This is a genomic window from Silanimonas algicola (assembly GCF_054777375.1).
The window spans coordinates 764,589-788,094 of record NZ_BAAHAS010000001.1 but is presented as its reverse complement, the minus strand read 5'-3'; the positions used below and the strand labels follow the sequence as shown (position 1 = coordinate 788,094).

The following is a 23,506-nucleotide window of genomic DNA, read 5'->3' as shown; positions in this document are numbered from 1 at the left end:
CTCATTCGCGCCAGCTGTGGCCGTGGCGCTCCGGCAGCGCCAGCGCGCTTGTCGGGCCCCACGTGCCGGCCGGGTAGGGCTTCGGCTCCTGACCGCGCGCGGTCCAGCCGCCGAGGATCTGGTCGATCCAGCTCCACGCCGCCTCGATTTCATCGCGGCGCACGAACAGCGTGCCGACGCCGGCCAGCGCATCGCGGTACAGGCGCTCGTAGGCGATGCGCTTGCGCTCGTGGGCGAAGGCGTCGTGCAGGTCGAGGTCGAGCGCCACCTGCGAGAGCTTCACGCCGCCGCGGTCGAGGCCGGGCGTCTTGCTCATCAGCATCATCGAGATGCGCTCTTCCGGCTGCAGGCGGATCAGCAGGGCGTTGGGCTCCGGCGTCGCGCCTTCGCCGTCGAAGATCGAGTGGGGCACCGCGCGCATCTTCACGTAGATCTCGGTGGCGCGGCGCGGCAGGCGCTTTCCCGTCCGCAGGTAGAAGGGCACGCCGCTCCAGCGCCAGTTGTCGATGTGCGCACGGATGGCGACGAAGCTTTCGGTGCGGCTGCGGCGGCCCAGTTCGTCGGCATAGCCCGGCACGGCTTTGCCATCGATCGCCCCCGCCGTGTATTGGCCGGCCACCGTATGGGTCGCCACATCCTCTCCCTCGATGGGTCGCAGCGACCGCAGCACCTTCAGCTTTTCGTTGCGCACGGAACCCGGATCGAAGTGCGACGGCGGCTCCATCGCCGTCAAGGTCAGCAGCTGGAGGAGGTGGTTCTGCACCATGTCGCGCATGGCGCCCGATTCGTCGTAGTAGCCGCCGCGGCCCTCGAGCCCCACCGTCTCGGCGACGGTGATCTGCACCTGCTCGACGAAGCGCGAGTTCCAGATCGGCTCGAACAGCGCATTGCCGAAGCGGAGGGCCAGCAGGTTCTGCACGCCCTCCTTGCCGAGGTAGTGGTCGACCCGGAACACCTGCGCCTCGCGGAACACCTTCGCCACCGCCTCGTTGATGGCGATCGAGCTGGCGAGGTCGTGGCCGATGGGCTTCTCGAGCATCACGCGCATGCGCGCGTCGGCGACGCCGCCGGCGGCCAGCGCTTCGCAGATCGGCCCGTAGAACTTGGGCGCGGTGGACAGGTGCACCAGCGTGTCGCCCTCGCCCCGCAGGGTGGCGATGCGCGCGGCGAGCGCGGCAAGAGCGGCCGGATCGTCCACCGACGCCGCCTGGTAGTCGCAGCGGCCGAGCAGTCGCTCCAGCGCGGCTTCGTTGCACTCGCCCGCCGCGATCGCCTTGCCGATGGACTCGGCCACGTTGGCGCGGAAACCAGCGGCATCCATCGCGCTGCGCGCGGTGCCGAGGATGCGCAGGGCTCCGGGCAGCAGGCCGTCGCGCTCCAGCGCGTACAGCGAGGGCAGCAGCATGCGCTGGGCGAGGTCGCCGGTGGCGCCGAACAGTACGAAGAGCGAAGCGTCCTGGGTCATGGAGCACTCGATGGGGGCTTGACCGGGCAGCGTAATCCTTCGGCCCGAAGGCCGCTTGCGGGGCGGCCGGAGGCGCAAACGTATTCATCGCCCACGGGATGCCGTCGCTATACTCCCGCGCATGAAGACCCTCCGCCTGCTGCTGTCGTTGCTTCTCGCCTGCGCCCTGCTCGCCGCCTGCGGCAACAAGGGCGACCTCGTTCGCCCCGAGCCCGGGCCCGCGATGGCCTTGGACGCCGGAGCGGCGGCCGGATGAGCCGTCCGGCGCCGCCGCGCCGCCGCTTCAGCAAGATGCACGGCGCCGGCAATGATTTCGTCGTTCTCGACCTGCGCGATGGCGCGCCGCCGCCCACGCCGTCCCAGGCCGCGCGGATGGCCGACCGCCATCGCGGCGTGGGGTTCGACCAGTTGCTGACGATCGAGCCCCCGACGGCGCCGGACGCGGTCGCTGACTATCGCATCTGGAATGCCGACGGCAGCGCCGCCGGCCAGTGTGGCAACGGGGCGCGCTGCGTGGCCGCATGGCTCCGCCGCGACGGCAGCGCCCGAACGGCGCGCTTCGTGATGGGCAGTCCCGCCGGCCGCGTCGAGGCCGAGGCGCTGGACGACGGCAGCGTCCGTGTCCAGATGTCCGTGCCGCACTTCGCCCCGGAACGCATCCCGTTGCTCGCCCCCTCCGAGGCGGCGCGCTACGTCGCCGACGGCGCGTTCGGCCCCCTGGCCTTCGGTGCCGTGTCGATGGGCAATCCGCACGCCGTGATCGAAGTGGCCGCCAGGGCGGCACCCGGTGACGCCTTGGGCGCGGTCGATGTCGCTGGCATCGGCATGTGGCTCCAGCGCAGCGGCCGCTTCCCCGACGGCGTCAATGTCGGGTTCGCCGAGGTGCGGGCGTCCGACCACATCGCCCTTCGCGTCTTCGAGCGGGGCGTCGGCGAGACGCTCGCCTGCGGCAGCGGCGCCTGCGCCGCGGTGGCCGTCCTCGTGCGCCAGGGGCGCGTCGGCCGCGCCGTGCGCGTCGACCTGCCTGGCGGCACCCTGCACATCGACTGGCCGTCCGACGACGCGCCGGTCGCCATGCGCGGCCCGGCCGCGTTCGTCTTCGAGGGAGAGTGGTGGGATGAGGGAGTCGACGCCAATGGCCGATGAACGCAACGCACGCAGCGAGGCGCATGAAGTGGCGCAGTGGCTGCGCCGCCACCCCCGCTTCCTCGAACAGTTCCCCGATCTGGCCGTCACGCTCGTCGTGCCGAAGGATGGCGGCGCGAGTGCCTCGCTGGCGGGTTACCAGCTGGAAGTGCTGCGCGAGAAGAACCGCGAGTTGACGCGACGGCTGCACGAGTTGTCCGCCAATGCGCAGGACAACGAGCGTCTTGCGGTGCGCGCCCACCAGCTCACTCTCGCCTTGATGCGGGCTGGTTCCGCCGCCGACACGCTGCGGGCGATGGTCGCGGTGCTCGGCGAGGATTTCGCCGGCGACGCCGTGCAGGCCACGCTGCTCGCGCCCGTCGCCGGTCTCGGCGAGGCTTCGTGGTGTCGGGTCGTGCCCGCCTCCGATCCGCGGATGGCGTCCTTCCAGGAGACGATCGCGACCGGTGAGCCGCTTTGTGGGCGCCTGTCGCCGGAGCGTCAGGCGCTCCTGTTCGGCGACACCGCGGACCGTGCCGCCTCCTGCGCCGTGCTGCCGGTGTCCGGCGTGGGGCTGGTTGCGGTGGGCAGCGTCGATCCGAACCGCTTCTTCCCCGGCATGGGCACGCTCTTCCTGCGGATGATGGCCGAGGCCCTCGCGACCGCGATGGGGCGCTTCGCGCAGCGATGAACCGGAGCGCGGCCGGCGACGTGGGAGGGCAGGCCCTCGACGCGGCGCTCGCCCGGTTCGTCGACCACCTGGCGGTGGAGAAGCAGGCATCCCCCCATACCCTCGACGCCTATCGCCGCGACCTCGCGGCGCTGCGCGCTTGGGCCGGTGCGCAGGGCATCGCGGACTGGGGTCGAATCGATGGGCTCGCGCTGCGCGCTTTCGTCGCGGACGAGCACGCCCGAGGCCTCTCGCCGCCCAGCGTGCAGCGGCGGCTCTCGGCTTGCCGTGCGCTCTTCCGCTGGCTGATGAAGCACGGCGAGATCGCCCTCGATCCGAGCGCAGGCCTGCGCGGGCCGAAGGCACCGCGCAAGCTGCCACAGGTGCTGGATGCCGACGAGATGGGCCAGCTCGTCGAAGTGCCCACTGACGCGCCGCTCGGCCTGCGCGACCGCGCGATGATGGAGCTGTTCTACTCCTCGGGCTTGCGCGTGTCGGAGCTCTGCGCACTGCGCTGGGGCGATCTCGACCTCGCGGGTGGCGAAGTGCGCGTGCTCGGCAAGGGCCGCAAGACGCGCATCGTGCCGGTCGGCCGGCATGCGCGCGAGGCGCTGGCCGCTTGGGCGGCGAGCGAGGCGACCTCCGCCCGGGGGCCGTCGTCCGGCGTCGCGTCCCCCGGCGCCCGCCCGGTCTTCCCCGGTCGCGACGGCGGGCCCATCAGCCCGCGTGCGGTGCAGAAGCGCGTGCGCGAGCTGGCGATGCGCCAGGGCGTCTGGAAGCGCGTGCATCCGCACCTGCTGCGGCACAGTTTCGCCAGCCACGTGCTGGAAAGCTCCGGCGACCTGCGCGGCGTGCAGGAGCTGCTGGGCCACGCGAACATCGCGACCACGCAGATCTACACCCATCTCGATTTCCAGCATCTGGCCCGGGTTTACGACGTCGCGCATCCTCGCGCGAAGCGGAAGCCCTGAAACGACGAAGGCCCGGATCGCTCCGGGCCTTCCGTGATCCCGCGCCGACTCAGCGGGACGCGGTCACTGGCTGCGCCACCCAGTCCGGCAGCTGGCGCGACCAACGCGAGAACGCGCGGTCGGTGTCCTGCCAAACGCCGATGCGCGGCGCCCCGTCGGCGAAGCTGCCGACGTAGCGGTCCTTGAGCACGGCGATGTCGCTGCCGTCGCGCGACAGGCGCACCTCGACGGCGGCACCGCCAGCGTAGACGGATTCGAAGCCCAAGCCCGGCTCGCGATGGTAGTCGGCCATCGTCGGGCGGCTGGCCTCGAGGCGGGTCAGCGTGGCCTCGACCACGAGCACGCCGGGGCCCGGCGCATCGACCACCGTGAACTCTTTCTCGAATCCGCGCCGCAGCGCGGCGGTCAGGTCCGCGGCCTTCGCCTCGGCGTCCCGCGGGGCGACCGGGCGCGGCTCGTCGCCGCGGGCGCCGGCGCGGCGGGCGGCGGGCAGCTCGACCGCGACGGGCGCGATGTGGACGCTTTGCACGTTCGACAGCGCGGCGGGCTGCATCACCTGGGCCTGGTCGAAGGCCAGGGCGGGCGTCGCGATCAGCACGAGGGCGACGAGGAGGGGCTTGCGCATGGCGGGTCTCCGGCGGGGGATCGCCCGAGCATAGTCCTCCGCTGCCTTCACCAGCCTGACTGCCCGCGGGGTGTTCAGCCGGCGCTGACGTCGCTGAATCCGCCTCGCTGGGCGACGCCGGGCGCGGCGGTCTGGTTCAATCTGCGCATGAGCGCCCGCCCCACTGCCATCACTCTCCATCGAGCCTCCCGCGTCCTCGAGCTCACCTTCGACGACGGTGCCGTCGTCCGCCTGCCCGCCGAGTACCTTCGGGTGGAGTCGCCGAGTGCCGAGGTGCAGGGGCACGCTCCCGGACAGAAGATCCTCGTCGCCGGGAAACGCGAGGTCGCCATCGACGCCGTCGAGCCGGTGGGCCACTACGCGATCGCCTTGCGTTTCAGCGACGGCCACGCCACCGGCCTGTACACCTGGGCCTACCTGTACGAACTGGGCCGGGAGCATCACGCGCGATGGGAAACCTACGAGGCCGCGCTCGCCGCCGCGGGCTTGTCGCGCGACCCGGTCTGAGCGGCAGGGCCCCGCCCCCTTTCGGAAACGCCGCCTTGCCGCCGGTGGTGGGATAATCGTCCGCATGAACAGCGAACCCCGCGACGGCGGCACCACCCATTTCGGCTTCCGCGACGTACCCACCGCCGAGAAGGCCGGCCTGGTGCGCGAGGTCTTCTCGTCGGTGGCCGGCAAGTACGACCTGATGAACGACCTGATGAGCCTCGGCGTGCATCGGGTGTGGAAGCGCTACTTCGTAGCCACCTCGGGCGTGGCGAAGGGCGACCGCGTGCTCGACCTCGCCGGCGGCACCGGCGACATCGCCGCGCTGCTGCACGAGCGCGTCGGCGATTCGGGCGAAGTGGTGGTCGGCGACATCAACGCGGCGATGCTCGGCGTCGGCCGCGACCGGCTCACCGACCGCGGCCTCGTGCGCGGCCTGCGCTGGGTGCAGCTGAACGCCGAGGCGCTGCCTTTCCCGGACGCCAGCTTCGACCTCGTCACCATCGCCTTCGGCCTGCGCAACGTCACCGACAAGGCCAAGGCCCTGCGCGAGATGCGCCGCGTGCTCAAGCTCGGCGGCCGCGCCCTCGTGCTGGAGTTCTCGGAGGTGAAGCCGGAGTGGTTCAAGCCGGTCTACGACTTCCACAGCTTCAAGGTGCTGCCGCGCCTCGGCCAGCTGTTCGCCAACGATTCGGCCAGCTACCGGTACCTCGCGGAAAGCATCCGCAAGCATCCGCCGCAGGACGAACTCAAGGCGATGATGGCCGAGGCCGGCTTCGAACGCTGCGACTACCGCAACCTCAGCGCCGGCATCTGCGCCATCCACTCCGGCTACCGCGTCTGAGGCCGCGGCCTTTCCACACCTTGGCGTCGGCAGGCGGCAAGGGGCCGCGCCGGGCTTTGAGTAAACTGCAGTGATTCCCCGGATGGCCCTGCCCGCATGCGCTTGATCCTCGCCTTCGCCTTCGCACTCTTCGCGGCGGTCGCCCAGTCGGCCGATCGTGCGCACGACGAGCACAGCGCCGCCCAGCCCACGGTCGTGCGCATCAGCGCCATGGCGCTGGATCTCCGCGTGGATTTCCCGGCGCGCACCCTGTCGGGCGAGGTCGTCCACGCGCTGGCGTGGGCCGACCCGGCGGCGTCGGGCCCGGCGGAACTTCGACTCGACACCCGCGACCTCGCCATCGAGCGCGTGCAGGCCCGGAAGGGTGACGGCCGCTGGCAGCGCGTCGAGTTCAGCCTCGCCGAGCGCGACGCGATCTTCGGCAGCACGCTCACCGTGTCATTGCCGTCCCGGATGGATGCGGTGCGCATCCGCTACCGTACGTCGCCGGAGGCTTCGGGCCTGCAGTGGATGACGCCGGCCATGACGGCCGGCGGCAAGCTGCCGCTGCTCTTCAGCCAGTCGCAGGCCATCCATGCCCGCAGCTGGGTGCCCCTGCAGGACACACCGGGCGTGCGTTTCACCTACACGGCGCGCATCCGCACGGCGCCGGGCCTGATGGCCCTGATGAGCGCCGACAACGACCCGGCCGCCGAAGCCGATGGCGACTACCGCTTCACGATGGCGCAGCCGATTCCCAGCTACCTGTTGGCGATCGCCGTCGGCGATTTCCGCTTCAAGGCGATCTCCGACCGCGCCGGCGTCTGGGCCGAGGCCCCGGTGCTCGACCGCGCCGCGGCCGAGTTCAGCGACACGGAAAAGATGATCGTCGCCACCGAGGCGCTCTACGGCCCGTACCGCTGGGAGCGCTACGACCTGCTGATCCTGCCGGCCAGCTTCCCGTTCGGCGGCATGGAGAACCCGCGCCTGTCCTTCATCACGCCGACGGTGATCACCGGCGACAAGTCGCTGGTCTCGCTGATCGCGCATGAACTCGCGCATTCGTGGTCGGGCAACCTCGTCACCAATGCCAGCTGGAAGGACATGTGGCTCAACGAGGGCTTCACCAGCTACGTGGAGAACCGCATCGTCGAGGCCGTCTACGGCCGCGAGCAGGCCGACATGGAGGACGTGGTCAGCCAGACCGGCCTGCGCGCCGAGCTGGCCGCGCTGCCCCCGGCCCAGCAGGTGCTGGCGCTGCCGCCGTCGCCGGGGCGCGATCCGGACGAAGCCCTCACCGACGTGGCCTACATCAAGGGGCAGTGGTTCCTGTCCTTTCTCGAGGGCCGCTACGGTCGCGAGGTCTTCGACCCCTTCCTGCGGAAGTGGTTCGACGAGCACGCGTTCAAGAGCGTCACCACCGACGACTTCCTTGCTTTCCTGCGTCGCGAGCTCATCGCGAAGAACCCGGGCAAGCTCACCGAGGCCGAGCTGGCCGCCTGGATCGCCGGCCCCGGCCTGCCGGAGACCGCTGTCGCCGCGACCTCCCCGCGCCTCGCCGCCGTCGATGCCGCCCGCGCCGACTGGCTGGAGCGCCGTCGCGCCGTGGCCGAGCTCGACACGGCGAAATGGATCACTCAGGAATGGGTGCACTTCCTCGAGGGCCTGCCGGAGGATATCGATGCCAGCCGTCTTCTCGAGCTTGACGGCGCCTTCCGCTTCACCGGCACGGCGAACGGCGAGATCGCCCAACGCTGGTACCCGATCACCGTGCGCGCCGGCTACTTCGAGGCCCGCCCGGCCTTGGCGCAGTTCCTGCGCAAGGTGGGCCGCCGCAAGTTGGTCCTGCCGAGCTACGTGGCGCTGGCCGAGACGCCGGATGGCCTCGCGTTCGCGCGCCAGGTGCTGCAGCAGGCCAGTGCGGGCTACCACCCGATCACCCGCGGTGCCGTGCAGGCCGTGCTCGACGCGGCGGCGAAGTAGGCCGCGATGCGCGCTGCGCGTCTGCCGGCCGTGTCGTCCGGTGCGCCGCGAGGCCTGCGGCGCCGCACGATCCTCGTCGTGGCGCTGGCCCTCGATGCCCTGATCGTCATCGGCCTGTTCGCGTGGCGGCCGGAGTGGGCGCTGCAGGGCTGGTTCGCCGTGCAGCGGCTGCAGGCCGGTGCCGACGTCCACAGCGTCGAGGTGGACGGACAACGCATCGTGCAGCTCGAGGCCGGACCCGCCGATGCCCCGCTGGTGGTGCTGCTGCACGGATTCACCGGCGCCAAGGAGAACTGGCTGCCGCTGATGGCCGAGCTTTCGGCCACGCATCGCGTGATCGCGCCGGACCTGCCCGGCTGGGGCGAGAGCGATCGCGATCCCGGCGCTGATTACGGCGTGGTGGCGCAGTCCGAACGGATCGCTGCCTGGCTGGACACGCTGCCTCGTCCGCCGGCGCTCCTCGTGGGCCACTCGATGGGGGGGCACATCGCCGGCCTGGTGGCGGCCCGGCATCCCGGGCGGGTGCAGCGCCTTGCCCTGCTGTCGGCGGCGGGCGTGCCGTTCGCGCCGAACGAGTTCGGTCGCGCCGTGCTCGAAGGGGGCCATCCGTTCGCCGTGGCGGACCGCGCCACGCTCGACCGTTACCTCGGTCTCGTGTTCACCGATCCGCCGATCGTTCCCTGGCCGGCCGACCGCGCGCTGATCGCCAGGCGAATCGCGGAACATGATTTCGAGGTGGCGGTGCTCGATCGCCTGCGCGGCGACGAGGCGTTCGCGGTCCATCCCCTGCTCGGCGACATCCGCGCACCGACGTTGCTGCTGTGGTGCGACGACGATCGCGTGATCGATCCGAGCGCGGCCGCGTTGTTCGCTGCCGGCCTGCCCGAGTCGCGCACGGTGATGCTCCCAGGCTGCGGACACATGCCGATGATGGCGGCGATGGACGAGGTGGCCGAGGCGCTGAGGGCGCAGGTCGCGGTGTCCTTGCCTCCAGGGGCTGAGCCGTCCGTCATGCCTCTGCGTGACCATCGGCCCCGTCGCGTCCTGCCGGCAGCGGGGTAGGCTCGGCGGGCATTTCCACACCGGGAGTCCCGCCGATGCGTGCCACCGCCGTTCTGTCCGCCGTTTTCCTGCTCGCCGGCGTCCTGCCGGTCGAGGCCGCCGCTGCCGAGGCCGGTCCGAAATACACGGCCGCGCAGTTCTTCGACACCACCAGCTTCCGCGTGGCCGATGCCGGCGGACTCACGTTCTCGCCCGACGGCACGTCGCTGTTGATCAGCTCCGACGCCACCGGCGTGTTCAACGCCTACGCGCTGCCGGTGGCTGGCGGCGCTCCGGTGCCGCTCACCGCGTCGACCACCGATGCGCTGTTCGCCGCCAGCTACCTGCCGGACGGGCGCGTGCTGGTGCAGGGCGACAAGGGTGGCAACGAGCTGACGCATGTGTACTTGCGCGAGCCCGACGGCACGCTGCGCGACCTCACGCCCGGCGAGAAGCTCAAGGCCGGCTTCGCCGGCCTGAGCCCGGACGGCAAGACGCTGTGGATCACCTCGAACGCCCGCGACCCGCAGGCCTTCGACGTGCTCGCCTACGACACGACGACCTTCGAGCATCGCGTGCTGTTCCAGAACCCCGGCGGCTTCCTGCCGGCCGAGGTCTCGAACGACGGCCGCTGGGTCGCCCTGGAAAAGCCCAACACCTCGGCGGATTCCGATGTGTACCTCGTCGATCTGGAGGGCGACGGCAAGCCCGCGCTGGTCACCCCGGGCGAGGGCGCGGTGTCGACCAGCGTCTATGGCTTCACGCCGGACGCGAAGACGCTGGTGTTCGCCACCAACGCGCACGGCGAGTTCAACCAGGCCTGGACGCATGACCTCGCTTCGGGCAAGCAGGCGCCGCTGATCGAGGCCGACTGGGACGTGATGTTCGTATCGTGGTCGCCGAGCGGTCGCTACCGGGTCTCGGCCATCAATGCCGATGCCAGCACCGCCCTGGCCATCCTCGACACCCGCGACGGCCAGCCGCTCACCTTCGACGGCCTGCCCGATGGCGATATCGGTGGCGTGCGCTTCTCGCCGGATGAATCGCGGATGGCGTTCACCGTGGCCTCCGACACCTCGCCCGCCGATGTCTTCGTCGCCGACCTCGCCGACCGCAAGGTGCGCCGGCTCACCTCGGCGCTGAATCCGGCCATCGACGAGTCGCACCTCGTCGAGGCGACCATCGTCCGCTACACGGCCGAGGGCGGCGTTCAGATCCCGTCGGTGCTCTACCGTCCGAAGGGCGCGTCCGCGGCGACCCCGGTGCCGGCGGTCGTGCTGGTGCACGGCGGCCCCGGCGGGCAGACGCGCCGCGGCTACAGCGCGATGGTCCAGCACCTCGTCAACCACGGCTATGCCGTGCTCGGCGCCAACAACCGCGGCTCTTCGGGCTATGGCAAGACCTTCTTCCACATGGATGACCGCCGGCACGGCGAGGCCGACCTGCGCGACATCGTCGCCGGCGGCGACTGGCTGCGCGCGCAGGACTGGGTGGCCGACGACCAGGTGGCGGTGATGGGCGGCTCGTACGGTGGCTACATCACGGCAGCGGCGCTCACCTTCCATCCGGAAGCCTTCGAAGCCGGCATCAACATCTTCGGCGTCACCAACTGGGTGCGCACGCTGGAATCGATCCCCGCGTGGTGGGGCGCGCAGCGGCAGGCGCTCTACGACGAGATGGGCGATCCGGCGACCGACGCCGAGCGCCATCGCCGCATCTCGCCGCTGTTCCACGCGAAGAACATCGTGCGTCCGATGCTCGTGGTGCAGGGTGCCAACGACCCGCGCGTGCTGCAGGTCGAGTCGGACGAACTGGTGGCGGCGGCGCGCGCCAACAACGTGCCCGTGGAGTACGTGCTGTTCCCCGACGAGGGGCATGGGTTCCTGCGTCGCGAGAACCGCATCACCGCGCAGGAGGCCTACCTGGCGTTCCTCGACACCCACGTCCGCAAGGCCGATTGAGCCGAGCGCCGGCGGCCCCGCCGCCGACGCGCGGCCGGAAATGGAAACGGGCGCCTCGCGGCGCCCGTTCTTCGTTTCGTTGGTTCGCAGGACGGGCCCGCCGAACGATTACTGCCCGCGCTGTTCCACTTTGCGGAAGGCGTTGCCTTCCACGTAGTTCGGCCACTCGCGATTGCTTCCCAGCGTGCGGCCCACCCCGTAGAGCAGCTGCAGGTCCTGCATGGTGCCGCGCAGGTCCCAGCTCGCGTCGTAGTTGTCGCCGACCTTGTGGTAGCGCACCGCGGTGTAGTCGGCCATCCACGCGAGGCCGAATTCGCGGCCCTTCTCGCGGTGGTCGACGCCGCCCTTGGCGTACAGCGCCGGCACGCCGGCCTTGGCGAAGTTGAAGTGGTCGGAGCGGAAGAAATAGCCGTTCTGCGGCTCGCTCTCCTCCATCAGCACGCGGTCCTGCGCTTCGGCGAAGGAGCGGGCCACGTCATCGAGCGTCGAGTTGCCGAGGCCGATGACGACCAGCTCCTTCGACGGGCCGACGACGCTCATCGCGTCGAGGTTGATGACGGCGACGGTCTTTTCCAGCGGGATGGCCGGATGCGCGGCGTAGTACTTCGAGCCAAGCAAGCCGGACTCCTCCAGCGTCACGAACAGGAAGACCAGACTGCGTTCCGGTGCCGGGCGCTGCACCGTGAACGCTTCCGCGATCTCCAGCACGCCGGCCACGCCGGTGGCGTTGTCGATGGCGCCGTTGAAGATGCGATCGCCCACGCCGGAGAAGTTGCGGCCGAGGTGGTCCCAGTGCGCGGTATAGACGATGGCCTCGTCCGGATGCGTGGTGCCCGGCAGCATGGCGATGACGTTCTGCGAGGTCGCGGTGCGCGAGCTGCTCTTCAGCGACAGCGAGAACGTCGCCTTCAGCGGCACCGCCTTGAAGCCGGGCTGGTTGGCGGCCGTGCGGATCGCCTCGAAGTCGAGGCCAGCGTCGGCGAACAGCGCGTCGGCCGTGGCGGCGTTGATCCAGCCCTGCGCCGGCAGGCGCGGTTCCGGGTCCTCGCTCGGTGGCAGGTCGAACTGCGGGCCGCCCCAGCTGTTCTGCACCACTTCCCACGGGTAGGCCGCGCCGGCGTCGTCATGGATGATCAGCGCCGCGGCGGCGCCCTGGCGGGCGGCTTCCTCGAACTTGTAGGTCCAACGCCCGTAGTAGGTCATGCGCTTGCCGCCGAACAGCTCGGCGCTGCCGACGTGGAAGCCCGGGTCGTTGATCAGCATCACGACCGTCTTGCCCTTCACGTCGAGGCCGTCGTAGTCGTTCCAGCCGGCCTCCGGTGCGTTGACACCGTAGCCGACGAACACCAGCTCGCTGGCGTCGATGGTCACCTCCGGCTGGCCGGTGCGCGTGCCGACCACCACCTCGGGACCAATGGCCGGCGCCAGCGTCTGCTTGGCCGTGGTGAGCGTGAAGGTGCTGGTCTTGTCGTCGGCCTTGGTTTCGGTCATCGGGACGTCCTGCGTCCACGAGCCGTGGTTGCCGGGCTTCAGGCCGAGGCGCTGCAGCTGGGCGATCAGGTACTCGACGGTCTTGGTCTCGCCGATGCCGCCCGGCGAGCGGCCGGCGAACTCGTCGCTGGCGAGGGTGCGCACGTGGGCACTGAAGTCCTCGGCCGAGATCTCGGGCCCGAAGCTGTGCTGGGCCGTCGCGGTGGCGGCGGCGGGCGGAACCGGCGTGGCGCAGGCGGCCGCACTGGTGAGGAGGGCGACGCCCGCCATCAGGGTGGATCGCATCACGGGGACACTCCAACGTGGAAACGTCCCCGATTCTAGGCCGCCTACTCGGGCGCGTCTTCGCCCTCGTAGCGCACCGCCGTGGCGCCGCGCACCTCGCCGACGGTGGCGGTGGCGTGCACGAACAGCCGCACCTCGCGCTTGAAGACCATCGGGCCGTTCACCTTGGCCTCCGGGCCGATCACGACGCGCGGCAGCTTCTCGCCGCCCCAATTCCACCAGCCGCGGTTCGGTTCCTCGATCTCGATGCCGCCGGCCTCGGCCCCGCGGGTCAGGGTGATGTCGCCGTTGACGGTGCGCAGCACGCCGCGCACCGTGCCACCATCGAGGCGGATGCCGCCGTTGACGGTCTCGGCCTCGCCGGCCACCACGCTGCGGGCGCCGATGCGGATGGCGCCGTTGACGGTCTCGAGATCGCCGGACACTTCGCCGTCGTCGTCGAGGCTGATGCCACCGTTCACCGTCTCCGCGCTCCCCAGCTTCACCTTGCCGGCGATGCTGATGCCGCCATTCACGGTCTCGGCGCTGCCGACGTTCGCACCCTCGTCGATGCTGATACCGCCATTGACGGTCTCGGCACTGCGCACGGTGGCGCCGCGCTGGATGCGGATGCCACCGTTCACCGAATCCAGGCTGTCGTAGGCCTGGCCGGCCTGCGCGGTGATGCTGCCCAGCACCTTCGATTCACTGGGCGGGGTGTCGGCCAGGGCGTGACCGGCGCCGACGGCGAGGGCCAGGGCGATGACCAGCGGGCTGAGGCGGACGGGATGGCGCATGGCGTGCTCCGGGTCGGGATGACGGGGCCATGTTGCCGCCCGCCCGCTAGACTTGTCGCCTCCCTTTCGTCACTGGTGCAAAGGTCATGGCGTCGCGTCCGAAACCCGTCCTCCTGCTGATCCTCGATGGCTGGGGCCATCGCGAGGCCACGGCCGACAACGCCATCGCTCTGGCCCGCGTCCCGCACTGGCGCCGCCTGCTGGCCGAGTGCCCGCACACCCTCGTCCACACCGAGGGCAAGTTCGTCGGCTTGCCGGACGGGCAGATGGGTAATTCCGAAGTCGGCCACATGAACATCGGCGCCGGCCGCATCGTCTACCAGGACCTCACCCGGGTGGATGCCGAGATCGAGAGTGGCGACTTCTTCCGCAACCCCGAGCTGCTCGCCGCCTGCCGCGCGGCCCGCGACGCGGGTGGCACGCTGCACCTGATGGGCCTGCTCTCGCCGGGCGGCGTGCACTCGCACGAGGCCCACCTGTTCGCACTGATCGAGCTGGCGAAGCGCGAGGACGTGGCGCGCGTCGCCGTGCACGCCTTCCTCGACGGCCGCGACATGCCGCCGCGCTCCGCCGAGGCCTCGCTGCGCGCGCTGGCCGAGGTGATGGCCAAGGCTGGCAACGCACACCTCGCCTCCGTGTCGGGCCGCTACTACGCCATGGACCGCGACCAGCGCTGGGAGCGCGTCGAGGCGGCCTACCGCGCGATCACCGAAGGCGTCGCCGGGTTCCGCGCAGCGGACGGCTTGGCGGCGCTCGAGGCCGCCTACGCCCGCGGCGAGAACGACGAGTTCGTGAAGCCGACGGTCATCGACGGTGCCGCGCCGATGCGCGATGGCGACGCCGTGGTGTTCTTCAACTTCCGCGCCGACCGCGCCCGCCAGATCACCGCGGCGTTCACCGTGCCGGGCTTCGAGGGCTTCGCCAAGCCGCGTGCCATCGCGCTGTCGCGCTTCGTCGGCATGGCCGAGTATTCGTCCGAGCTGCCGGCGAAGGTGGCCTATGCGCCGGAAGACCTGCGCGACACGCTGGGCGAAGTGATCGCCGCCGCCGGCTTGAAGCAGCTGCGCATCGCCGAGACCGAGAAGTACGCGCATGTCACCTTTTTCTTCAGCGGTGGCCGCGAGGCCCTGCTGCCGGGCGAGACGCGCGAGCTCGTGCCTTCGCCGAAGGTCGCCACCTACGACCTGCAGCCGGAGATGAGCTGCCCCGAACTCACCGACAAGCTCGTCGCCGCCATCCGCGGCGGCGAGGTCGACTTCATCGCCTGCAACATCGCGAACCCGGACATGGTCGGCCACACCGGCGACCTGGCCGCGGCGATCAAGGCGGCGGAGGCCGTCGACACCGCGCTCGGCCGCCTGCGCGAGGCCATCGAGGCCGTCGGCGGCGAGATGCTCGTCACCGCCGACCACGGCAACCTCGAGATGATGCGCGACCCGGAAACGGGCCAGCCGCACACGGCGCACACCGTCGGGCCGGTGCCCTTCGTCTACGTCGGGCGCAAGGCCACGCTGCGCGCCGGCGGTGCGCTGCGCGACATCGCGCCGACCGTGCTGCGGCTGATGGGCCTGCCGAAGCCGGCGGCGATGACCGGCGAATCGCTGGTGCAGATCGCTTGACGGTCCCGCGCGCGAGGCCGGCGCGCCGGTGGGCTGGCCGAGCCTTCGCCGGGCTGATGGCGTTCGCCGCCCTCGGGGCCGCGCCGTCCTTAGCGCAGCCTGCGGATCCACAGCGTGCGGCGCGCGAGGCCGAAGCGCAGGCCCAGCTCGATGCGCTGAAACGGCGCGTGGCGGCGTTGGTCGAGCAGCAGAAGCGCGTGGAGGCCGAAAAGTCCGAGACGCTGTCCGCCCTGCGCCAAGCCGACGCCCGCGTGGCCGAAGCGCAACAGGCGGTCGATGCCGCCGAAGCCGATCAGGCGCGGCTTGCCGAGGCCCTGGCCGCGAAGGAGGCGGAGCGCGCCGCACTCGCCGACGCCCTCAAGGGCCAACGCGAGGTGCTGGCCCGGCTGGTGCGTGCCGCCTATGCCGCGGGTCGGCACGAGCAGTTGAAGCTGCTGCTGGCGCAGGACCAGGTCGGCGCGATGGGGCGTGCGCTGGCCTACCATCGCCATGTGCAGGCCGATCGCGCGCGTCGCGTGCAGGGCGTGCTGGCCGAGCTTGATGCGCTCGCGACGCTGACCGCCGACGTCCGGCGCCAGCAAGGCGAGATGGCCACCGTCGCGGCCGCGGCGACGACGGCCCTGGCCACGCTGGAGGACGAGCGCGGCGCTCGACGCCAGGCCTTGGCGGGCCTGGAAGCCGCCTTCCAAGACCGCCAAGCCCGCTTGGCCGCACTGGGCCGCGACCAGCGCGCGGTGGAGACCTTGCTGGCGGAACTGCGCGATGCCATCGCCGATATCCCCAAGCGGCTCGACGAGGATCGCCCCTTCGCCAGCCGCCGAGGCCAGCTGCCGCTGCCGGTGGAGGGGGGCCGGGTGCTCGAACGTTTCGGCGCTGCGCTGCCCGGCGGCCTGCAGAGCGACGGCGTGCGTTTCGCCGTGGCGCGCGGCACCCCGGTGCGCGCCGTCGCGCCGGGCCGCGTGGCCTATGCCGATTGGTTGAAGGGCTACGGCCTGCTGCTGATCCTCGACCACGGCGACGGCTGGATGAGCCTCTACGCCCACAACGACAGGCTGAGTCGCGGCGTGGGCGACTGGGTGGGGCAGGGCGACACCCTCGCCCGCGCCGGCGACTCCGGCGGCGCATCGCAGACCGCGCTGTATTTCGAACTGCGCCGCAACGGCCAACCCGTGGATCCGCGCGGCTGGTGGCGCTGAGCCGCATAATGGCGGCCTCTCCGGTGGACGCCATGCGACTTTCCCCCCTTCCGATCCTGCTCGCGCTGTCCGCATCGTCCCCCGTGCTCGCCCAGGCCGGCCCGGCGTCCGATCCGCTGGCCCCGGCGCCATCGTCGTCGGTTCCGCTCGAAGAGATCCGGCGTTTCGTCGAGGTCTTCCGCACGGTGCAGGAGGGCTATGTCGACCCGGTCGATGACCGCACGCTGATGCAGTCCGCCATCCGCGCCCTGCTTGCCGACCTCGACCCGCACAGCGCCTATCTGCCGGCCACCAGCGCCAGCGCCTTGGCCGAGGACGTGCAGGGTGTGTACGACGGTATCGGCGTGGAGGTCGAGGTCAGGCCTGACCGCAGCCTCAAGGTGGTCGGCACCATCGAGGGCGGTCCTGCGCACAAGGCCGGCCTGCGCACGGGCGATGTCATCGTGGCCATCGACGGCCGTCCCGCAGGAAGCCGGCGCGAGGCCGACCCGTCCCGCGCGCTGCGCGGCACCGCTGGCACCAGCGTGCGGCTGTCGCTGCTGCGCCCTGGCGAAGCCCTGCCGCGCGATGTCGTGCTCGTCCGCCAAAGCGTTGCGCTGTCGAGCGTCAGCGGCCGCCTGCTGGAGCCCGGTTACGGTTATCTGCGCATCGGCTATTTCGAAGGCGATACCGGCGATGAGTCGAGGCGCCAGCTCGCCGCGCTGCAAGCGGCCTCCGGCGGTCCGCTTTCCGGCCTCGTGCTCGACCTGCGCAACAACCCGGGAGGGCTGCTCACCACAGCCGTCGAGGTGGCCGACCTGTTCCTGGAAAGTGGTCTGATCGTCAGCACGCGCGGCCGCACAGCGGCCTCGAACACGCTGTATCGCGCTTCCCCCGGCGACACCCTGCAGGGAGCCCCGATCGCGGTGCTGCTCGACGTCGGCACGGCCAGCTCCGCGGAAGTGGTGGCCGGCGCCCTGCGCGACCAGCGCCGCGCCCTGCTGCTCGGCGCGCGGAGTTTCGGCAAGGGCTCGGTGCAGACGGTCGTCGACCTTGGCAATGGCGACGCGCTCAAGCTCACGACTGCCCGCTACTACACGCCATCCGGGCGCTCCATCCAGGCCAGCGGCATCCTCCCGGACGTCACCTTGCCGGGCACGGCCATCCGCGGCCTTCGCGAGCAGGACCTGCCCAGCCACCTCGCCGGTGATGCCGAGGTGCCCGACGGCTACGCCACCGGCGTGATCGTCGAGGGTGATTCGGCGGTGGCGGAGGCGCTTCGACGCGTGAAGCAGGCCGCCGCGGCGCGGCAGGCCAGCGCGCGACGCCCTGCCGGCGCGGGATGACGGCATGCGCCGCCATGGCGCTCAGCGCAAGGCCGCGCGCAGGTTGTCGTGGGCGCGCGTCTCGAATCGGGCCTTGAAGGTCGGCGTCAGGTAAAGCGCCGGGCGCGACAGGAAACGCATGAGCACCTGCCGGCGCCTCCATCGATAGACGAAGCCGGGCACCCACGGGTATTCGGCGCGGATTTGGCGGTCGTAATCGGCGAATCGCTGCGGATCGGCGCCGAGGATCGCAAGGTCGATGTCGACCAGCAGTTGCTGGTCGGGGTCACGGGGGGTGGCGTCGTGGCACGTGGCCATGATCAGGCCGCGAACCCGCTCGATCACCGCGCCGTCGAGGCCCGCGGCCGCAAGGGCGCTCGACGCCCAGTCCGCGCTCCGGTGCTCGTTGTCCTTCGCCCCGGGGTGGTAGATCGCGTCGTGGAACCACAGCGCGACTTCCACCTCGCCCGGTGCCTCGGCCTGGTCAATCGCGTCATCCAGGAGCGCGAGGCATTCGGACAAGTGCTGCCGCGAGTGGTAATGCCTCTGCGGCTCGGCGTACGCCTCCAGGAGTCGTTGCTTGAGGCCATGCGGCGCTTCGCGCCCGAGATTCGCCCATGTACGCCGCCATGACGCATCGAACGGCGTCATATCCGCCCTCCCGCCTCGGGCACCTCGCGCGTCCAGCAGACGAAGCGGGCATTGTCGGTGCAGCCCATCGCCTCGATGACCATGGCATCGCGGAATCCGGCGAGCCGTGCTTGCATGACTTCCAGCATTCCCGCGTCGCCGGTCGCGCCCTGTGGGTAGCCGACGCGCGCCGAAGCACCTTCGAACACCCACCAGACATCGGAGCCCCATGGCCCGCTGTCATTGGTCTCGATGGCCACCGTCCACAAATCGCTCCAGCCGATCGCCTGTTGTTCGCCGTCCGGCCGGGAAACGCGGACCCCGAGGTCGTCGTGCTCGACGACCCAGCGCCGTTCGAACGCCAATGCCTCGCGGCGTCGCTGCTGCAGGTTCCTGAACCATGCGGCGATTCGTCCGATGAGCGCCTCCACGATGCCGGGCCTTCCCCACTCACCGCGGCTTCGAGGGCATCGGGAAGGGCGTCACCACCTTTTCCCCGCTGCCGGCGTCGCGGATCGCCGAGCTCCCTTTGCGTTCCACCTCCTCGATGCGGACGATGCTCTGCATCGGCAGGTACAGCCGCCGGGTCTGCCCGAATTCGTCCTTCAATCGTTCTTCCGTCGGATCGAGGACGACGCCTTCGTTCACGTCGAAGACGAGGTCGGCCACTTCGGTGAATCCCCAGAGTGCGCTGCTCTGCACCTCGCGCGCATAGAGCTCGTAGATGCGCCCGGCGTTGAGGAAGGTGATTTTGTAGATCGCTTTCGCCATGCGCGCAGTATAGGCGGCGTTCGCCAATGCCCCGTGGAGCCGTCCTCAGTTGCGCAGTCGCGAGCGCCGCGCCAGCGATTCGCGCACGGCCAGGGCCACCAGGAAGCCGAAGGCGAAGCCGGCGAGGTGTGCCCACCACGCCACGGCGCCGAAGCTCGGCCCCGCCCAGGTGAAAAGCAGCTGCAGCACGACCCAAAGGCTGATCAGTGCGACGGCGGGCATCCGCACGAACTCCAGCCAGAGGCCGAGCGGCAGCACCACGCCGAGTCGCGCATTGGGGAACAGCGCGAGGTAGGCACCGATCAGGGTCGAGACCGCGCCGGAAGCGCCGATGATCACGCGGTCGGGGCGATCCATCGATAGCGCCGCGACGAAGTTGGACACCGCGCCGCCGGTCACGAACACCACCAGCAGTCGCCACGATCCGAGCGCGCGCTCGGCAGGCAGGCCGAACACGAGCAGGAAGAGCATGTTGCCGAGCAGGTGGGTGCCGCTGCTGTGCAGGCCCAGCGTGGTCACGAGGGTCGCGGCGCGCTCCGGCTGGAGCAGGCTGCGCCAATCGGCGGCGGCCGCGGAGAGGGCGCCCCAGCGAAGGAGCAGGGCGTCGTGGGTGGCGCGATCGACGAAGGCGAGGAGCCCGTACGCGCCGACGCACAGCACCAGCACCAGCGGCGTGGCCCATCGCCTTGCGACGTGGCGGCGTCCGGGGGCGTCGACGAACATCATCAGCGCGGTACCCACAGCACGCGCCCCTGCCAGCGGAGGCGCAGGCCATCACGGCGGATCTCGAGCAGTGCGAGATCCGGCCCCAGCGCCTCGCCCTCCCGCCGTCGTTGGCCGTCGATGATGGCGAAGCGGCGGGCGGGGTCCTCCGCATAGACGTGCATCGATACCTTCAGCGCGGGCAACCCTTCGGCGTTGGACGCCATCCACGGCAGGTCGCCGTGGCGTGGCCCGGTGCCGGTCCCGTCGACCGGTGTCGCGCCATCCATTGGACGCATGGGCGGGTCGGGTGCTTGCGGCCGAGGTTCGGATGCGGGCGGCGCGGCGGTTCCGGCGGCGCGGGCCGGCGGCGTCCGGGCCGGGGCTGCCGGAGGGGGGGCGATGGCGAGCGATGGCCGGTCGGGTGGCGCGTAGGCGGCGACGGGAATGGGCTCGGCGTCGGCCGCCGCGCCGCCGTTGGCCGATGGCCGCGCCGGGGCAGCCGCCGTCGTCGGCCTATCGCGGGCGGAGTCCCACCACCATGCAGCGGCGGCCAAGAGCAGGCCGGCGCCCAGTCCACCCAACGCGATCGGCCATGCCGCCGCCGCGCGCGGCGGCGGCGCGTTGTCGCCGAGCAGCGTGGGCGGGGACGTGCGCCGGCGTTCGGCTTCCGAGCGGCGCAGGGCTTCAAGGATCAGGGACATGGCGGTCGCCTCCATCGAGGTCACGGCGAAGCCGCGGGCCATCGCCGCGCTCCGCACCGAGGGCGCGCAACGTGGTCGGTCCGGGCACGCCATCGGCGTCGAGCCCATGCACGCGCTGAACGTCGCGCAATGCAGCCAGGAGCGATGCGTCGAACTCCGACGGCCCTTGGCGCGTTGCCGCCTGGCCCCGAGGGGCCAGGCGCGCAGCCAGCCAATCGACCTCCGGCCCCGTATCGCCCTCCGTGGGAACGCGCGCGAACGCGGCCGGGCCACGCCAGATCGACAGCTGGCGGCCCTGGAAGTGGCGATGGAAGTCGACGCGCGCCACGTCGACCGCGATGTCGCCCAGCCACAGCCGGACGCGGAGGGCGTCGGCACCGAGCAGCACCGCCCAGACGCGGCGGTCGCCGGGACCATGCAGCTGCACGAGCGCCGGTCGCTGCAGCGCGACCAGCGCGTCGAGGCTGGTCGAGCCGGTTTGGCAGAGCAGGCCGGGTGCCAGTAGTGGCGGGCATTCGGCGACGCGCGCCGGCGAGGCCTCATGGGCGCGTACGGCCCACATCCGCATCAGCTCGGCGGCAGCGGGCCCGATCGCCCCGTCCAGCTGTTGCAACCGTGCCTCGAGCGTCGCCGCGTCCAGCCGCGGTGGCGGGATGGATATCGCCAGGTCGGCATTGAGCCGGGGTGGCGGCGGGGTCAGGGCGCGCGGCGGCGCCAGCGCGAACAGCGCGATGCCCAAGGCGAGCGCGGCGCCGACCATCATCGGCATCGAAGGCGTGGGCAGGCGCCGGAGCGGGCGCACCAGCACCTCCCGTGCGGCGAGGTCGACGAGGCGCTCGCCGACCGGATGCTCGTCGCGTGCGTAGCCGGCCAGCAAAGCCCGCTCGGCGATGACGTTCACCAGCCGCGGCACGCCGCCGGCGTGCTGGTGCAGCCGCTTCACCGCGAGGCGCGTGAACGGAAAACGCGTGGCACCGGCCACCGCCACGCGGTGGCGGACGTAGGCTTCGACCTCGTCGGCATCGAGCGGGGTCAGGTGGAAGCGGGCCGTGATGCGCTGGGCGAGTTGGCGCAGCTCCGGGCGCTCGAGAAGGTCGCGCAGCTCGGGCTGTCCCAGCAACACCATCTGCAGCAGCTTCTGCGTCGGGGTCTCGAGGTTGGTGAGGAGGCGCACCTGCTCGAGAGCGTCCTTCGACAGGTTCTGCGCCTCGTCGATGATGACCACGACACGGAGCCCTTGGGCATAGGCGTCGATGAGGTAGGCGTTGAGCCGGTCGTAGAGGCCCTTCAGGCTGCCGCGCACCGCGCCGATCTCGATCCGCAGCTCTTCGGCGATGGCCTCGAGCAGTTCGACCGGGGAGAGAAGCGGGTTGAGCACGAGAGCAACCCGCACACTGTCAGGCAGTTGTTCGAGCAGCAGCCGGCATAGCGTGGTCTTCCCCGTGCCGACTTCGCCGGTGAGCTGCACGAAACCGCCGCCGCCTCCCTGGGTGATGCCGTAGTGCAGGTGCGCGAGCGCGTCGCGATGGCGCTCGCTCAGGTGGACGAAGCGCGGGTCCGGCGTGATCGAGAACGGCGCTTCGGCGAAGCCGTAGTACTCGAGGAGCATTCGGAGGAACCACGGGGACGGGCGCTAAGCCTGCCACGGAAGCGCGGCCATCGGCAGCGGCCGGATCAGCGCCGCCGGCGGAAGCCCAGCACACCGAACAGTGCGAACACGCCGCCGCCGAGTCCGAGCAGGATCGGCAGGCCCCACATGCCCATGGTGCTGTCGGGCAGCGCCTCGCGGGTGGCTGGATGCACGCGCAGGGGGAACGCGTCGCCGACGCGGTGGCGAGCCTGGTCTTCGGGTTGGTTGCGGCCGCGCGACTGGCCGGCGCCGGTGCGCAACCGGCGGGTGTCGTTCGCCACCGTGTACTCGACCACGGCGGTGAACTTCGTGCAGGCGCGGCGCGGCTTGCGGCCGCAGCGGGTGTCGCGGGACTCGATGTCGACGACGATCCCGCTGGTGGGCATGGCCACGCGCACGAAGCTCGCGCGCTGCATGCCGATGACCCCAGCGAGCGCCAGCAGCACCAGGGCGACGAGCATCAGCACGGCCCTCATGGTTTCGGCCCCGCCCCGAACAGGCCGCGGACGGTCATCCCGAGCCATGCGAGCAGCGTGACGCCGAAGGCCCCCAGCCACGCGATCCCGGCCGCGCCCTCCGCCGGCAGCGCCGGCGCCGCGACCACCACGCCCCAGCGCAGCGTGCTCGCGGCGGCATTGGGCAGGTCGGACCACGCACCGGGATCGGCCAACACCCCGCCGGCCACGTGGAAGCCCGCGAGCGCGAAGGCGTAGAGGGCGAGGGCGAGCAGCACGGCGGACGCCAGCAGGTGCGGGCCAAGTGGCAGCCGCCGGGCGACAAAGCCGCGCAGCAGGTCGTTGCCGGACACGAGTCGGAGCAGTCGCAGCAGGCGGGCGAGGCGCGCCACGATGGCGACGCCACCGGCCAGCGGCAGCAGCGACAGCACGACGATGATGGTGTCGAAGCTGTTCCAGCCGTCGCGGAAGAAGCCGGCCAGCGGTTTGCCGTGCGCGACCATCCGCAGCGCGATCTCGACGACGAACCACGCCGTCGAGAGGGCGAACAGCCCTTCGAGCAGGCCTTCGAACGCTTCGGTGGCGGCGGGCAGGGCCTCCACGCCCAGCGCCAGCGCGTTGATCACGACCAGCGCGTGCGTGAAAGCGACGAAGCCCGGATTGGCGACGAAGCGTCGCACCCGCAGCGGCCCGTGGCCGGCGACGGCCGGGATGGTCTTGGCGGCGGGAGCGTGGCCCGGGCCGCCACCGCCGCCGCGCTTCGTCCCAGCGTGTTTCGGCGTCGCCACGG

Annotated in this window: 24 protein-coding genes; 12 read left to right on the top strand and 12 right to left on the bottom strand. The window is 71.3% G+C overall.

Features of this window, described 5'->3' with window-relative positions; translation table 11 throughout:
- Position 1: 1 nt before the first annotated feature.
- On the bottom strand, positions 2 to 1,465 hold the full coding sequence (gene zwf / locus ACYVAK_RS03755; RefSeq protein ID WP_461058108.1) for a glucose-6-phosphate dehydrogenase: 1,464 nt from the start codon (positions 1,463 to 1,465) through the stop codon (positions 2 to 4).
- 121 nt (positions 1,466 to 1,586) lie between these two features.
- Here zwf and lptM point away from each other — a divergent pair, with 121 nt between their 5' ends.
- From lptM to xerC, 4 genes are read left to right on the top strand one after another with little or no spacing between them, the layout of a single operon-like run.
- Positions 1,587 to 1,721, top strand: a complete 135-nt coding sequence (lptM, locus tag ACYVAK_RS03750; RefSeq protein ID WP_461058106.1) for an LPS translocon maturation chaperone LptM — start codon at positions 1,587 to 1,589, stop codon at positions 1,719 to 1,721.
- Positions 1,718 to 2,611 carry a diaminopimelate epimerase gene (gene dapF / locus ACYVAK_RS03745; RefSeq protein WP_461058104.1) on the top strand — a complete coding sequence of 298 codons (894 nt, stop codon included), beginning with the start codon at positions 1,718 to 1,720 and terminating at the stop codon, positions 2,609 to 2,611. Before lptM ends, dapF begins: the two co-directional genes overlap by 4 nt.
- Positions 2,601 to 3,281 carry a DUF484 family protein gene (locus tag ACYVAK_RS03740; RefSeq protein WP_461058102.1) on the top strand — a complete coding sequence of 227 codons (681 nt, stop codon included), beginning with the start codon at positions 2,601 to 2,603 and terminating at the stop codon, positions 3,279 to 3,281. The genes dapF and ACYVAK_RS03740 overlap by 11 nt, the downstream gene beginning before the upstream one ends.
- Positions 3,278 to 4,231 carry a tyrosine recombinase XerC gene (xerC, locus tag ACYVAK_RS03735; RefSeq protein ID WP_461058100.1) on the top strand — a complete coding sequence of 318 codons (954 nt, stop codon included), beginning with the start codon at positions 3,278 to 3,280 and terminating at the stop codon, positions 4,229 to 4,231. The genes ACYVAK_RS03740 and xerC overlap by 4 nt, the downstream gene beginning before the upstream one ends.
- 49 nt (positions 4,232 to 4,280) lie before the next feature.
- Here the strand turns inward: xerC and ACYVAK_RS03730 are convergent, their stop codons facing one another.
- Positions 4,281 to 4,856, bottom strand: coding sequence for a DUF3313 family protein (locus tag ACYVAK_RS03730; RefSeq protein ID WP_461058098.1), 576 nt, complete (start codon positions 4,854 to 4,856; stop codon positions 4,281 to 4,283).
- A 147-nt stretch (positions 4,857 to 5,003) separates the two neighbouring features.
- On the opposite strand from ACYVAK_RS03730, the gene ACYVAK_RS03725 reads away from it, so the two are divergent.
- The 5 genes from ACYVAK_RS03725 (at position 5,004) to ACYVAK_RS03705 (ending at position 11,153) form a co-directional block, all read left to right on the top strand.
- Positions 5,004 to 5,363 carry a gamma-butyrobetaine hydroxylase family protein gene (locus ACYVAK_RS03725; protein WP_461058096.1) on the top strand — a complete coding sequence of 120 codons (360 nt, stop codon included), beginning with the start codon at positions 5,004 to 5,006 and terminating at the stop codon, positions 5,361 to 5,363.
- A 64-nt stretch (positions 5,364 to 5,427) separates the two neighbouring features.
- Positions 5,428 to 6,189, top strand: a complete 762-nt coding sequence (ubiE, locus tag ACYVAK_RS03720) for a bifunctional demethylmenaquinone methyltransferase/2-methoxy-6-polyprenyl-1,4-benzoquinol methylase UbiE (protein WP_461058094.1) — start codon at positions 5,428 to 5,430, stop codon at positions 6,187 to 6,189.
- A 96-nt stretch (positions 6,190 to 6,285) separates the two neighbouring features.
- Entirely contained in the window at positions 6,286 to 8,151 is a 1,866-nt protein-coding gene (locus ACYVAK_RS03715) for a M1 family metallopeptidase (protein WP_461058092.1), read from the top strand.
- A 6-nt stretch (positions 8,152 to 8,157) separates the two neighbouring features.
- Positions 8,158 to 9,213, top strand: a complete 1,056-nt coding sequence (locus ACYVAK_RS03710; RefSeq protein WP_461058090.1) for an alpha/beta fold hydrolase — start codon at positions 8,158 to 8,160, stop codon at positions 9,211 to 9,213.
- A gap of 35 nt (positions 9,214 to 9,248) precedes the next feature.
- Positions 9,249 to 11,153, top strand: coding sequence for a S9 family peptidase (locus ACYVAK_RS03705; protein WP_461058088.1), 1,905 nt, complete (start codon positions 9,249 to 9,251; stop codon positions 11,151 to 11,153).
- A 108-nt stretch (positions 11,154 to 11,261) separates the two neighbouring features.
- On the opposite strand, the gene ACYVAK_RS03700 is transcribed toward ACYVAK_RS03705, so the two are convergent.
- Positions 11,262 to 12,929: a M28 family metallopeptidase gene (locus ACYVAK_RS03700; protein ID WP_461058632.1), complete on the bottom strand. Its 1,668-nt coding sequence runs from the start codon at positions 12,927 to 12,929 to the stop codon at positions 11,262 to 11,264.
- A gap of 44 nt (positions 12,930 to 12,973) precedes the next feature.
- Entirely contained in the window at positions 12,974 to 13,705 is a 732-nt protein-coding gene (locus ACYVAK_RS03695) for a DUF4097 family beta strand repeat-containing protein (protein WP_461058086.1), read from the bottom strand.
- Positions 13,706 to 13,791: 86 nt separating this feature from the next.
- On the opposite strand from ACYVAK_RS03695, the gene gpmI reads away from it, so the two are divergent.
- From gpmI to ACYVAK_RS03680, 3 genes are read left to right on the top strand one after another with little or no spacing between them, the layout of a single operon-like run.
- Positions 13,792 to 15,324, top strand: coding sequence for a 2,3-bisphosphoglycerate-independent phosphoglycerate mutase (gene gpmI / locus ACYVAK_RS03690; protein WP_461058084.1), 1,533 nt, complete (start codon positions 13,792 to 13,794; stop codon positions 15,322 to 15,324).
- Positions 15,325 to 15,380: 56 nt separating this feature from the next.
- The gene (locus ACYVAK_RS03685) at positions 15,381 to 16,520 is read left to right on the top strand and encodes a murein hydrolase activator EnvC family protein (protein ID WP_461058082.1); all 1,140 of its coding nucleotides are present in this window, start codon (positions 15,381 to 15,383) and stop codon (positions 16,518 to 16,520) included.
- Positions 16,521 to 16,552: 32 nt separating this feature from the next.
- A complete protein-coding gene (locus tag ACYVAK_RS03680; RefSeq protein ID WP_461058080.1) occupies positions 16,553 to 17,845 on the top strand; it encodes a S41 family peptidase in 1,293 nt (430 codons plus the stop codon).
- Between the two features lie 21 nt (positions 17,846 to 17,866).
- Here ACYVAK_RS03680 and ACYVAK_RS03675 read toward each other — a convergent pair whose 3' ends face one another.
- The 8 genes from ACYVAK_RS03675 to ACYVAK_RS03640 all read right to left on the bottom strand — a co-directional run bounded on the left by ACYVAK_RS03675 (position 17,867) and on the right by ACYVAK_RS03640 (position 23,504).
- Positions 17,867 to 18,475, bottom strand: a complete 609-nt coding sequence (locus ACYVAK_RS03675; RefSeq protein WP_461058078.1) for an HD domain-containing protein — start codon at positions 18,473 to 18,475, stop codon at positions 17,867 to 17,869.
- Positions 18,472 to 18,885, bottom strand: coding sequence for a hypothetical protein (locus ACYVAK_RS03670; protein ID WP_461058077.1), 414 nt, complete (start codon positions 18,883 to 18,885; stop codon positions 18,472 to 18,474). The genes ACYVAK_RS03675 and ACYVAK_RS03670 overlap by 4 nt, the downstream gene beginning before the upstream one ends.
- Before the next feature lie 19 nt (positions 18,886 to 18,904).
- The gene (locus tag ACYVAK_RS03665; RefSeq protein ID WP_461058075.1) at positions 18,905 to 19,225 is read right to left on the bottom strand and encodes a DUF1820 family protein; all 321 of its coding nucleotides are present in this window, start codon (positions 19,223 to 19,225) and stop codon (positions 18,905 to 18,907) included.
- A 45-nt stretch (positions 19,226 to 19,270) separates the two neighbouring features.
- A complete protein-coding gene (locus ACYVAK_RS03660; protein WP_461058630.1) occupies positions 19,271 to 19,948 on the bottom strand; it encodes a rhomboid family intramembrane serine protease in 678 nt (225 codons plus the stop codon).
- Positions 19,949 to 19,950: 2 nt separating this feature from the next.
- The gene (locus ACYVAK_RS03655; protein ID WP_461058073.1) at positions 19,951 to 20,631 is read right to left on the bottom strand and encodes a general secretion pathway protein GspB; all 681 of its coding nucleotides are present in this window, start codon (positions 20,629 to 20,631) and stop codon (positions 19,951 to 19,953) included.
- Entirely contained in the window at positions 20,615 to 22,240 is a 1,626-nt protein-coding gene (locus ACYVAK_RS03650) for an ExeA family protein (RefSeq protein WP_461058071.1), read from the bottom strand. The genes ACYVAK_RS03655 and ACYVAK_RS03650 overlap by 17 nt, the downstream gene beginning before the upstream one ends.
- A 65-nt stretch (positions 22,241 to 22,305) precedes the next feature.
- Positions 22,306 to 22,737: a hypothetical protein gene (locus ACYVAK_RS03645; RefSeq protein ID WP_461058069.1), complete on the bottom strand. Its 432-nt coding sequence runs from the start codon at positions 22,735 to 22,737 to the stop codon at positions 22,306 to 22,308.
- A complete protein-coding gene (locus ACYVAK_RS03640; protein ID WP_461058067.1) occupies positions 22,734 to 23,504 on the bottom strand; it encodes an ion transporter in 771 nt (256 codons plus the stop codon). The genes ACYVAK_RS03645 and ACYVAK_RS03640 overlap by 4 nt, the downstream gene beginning before the upstream one ends.
- Positions 23,505 to 23,506: the final 2 nt, after the last annotated feature.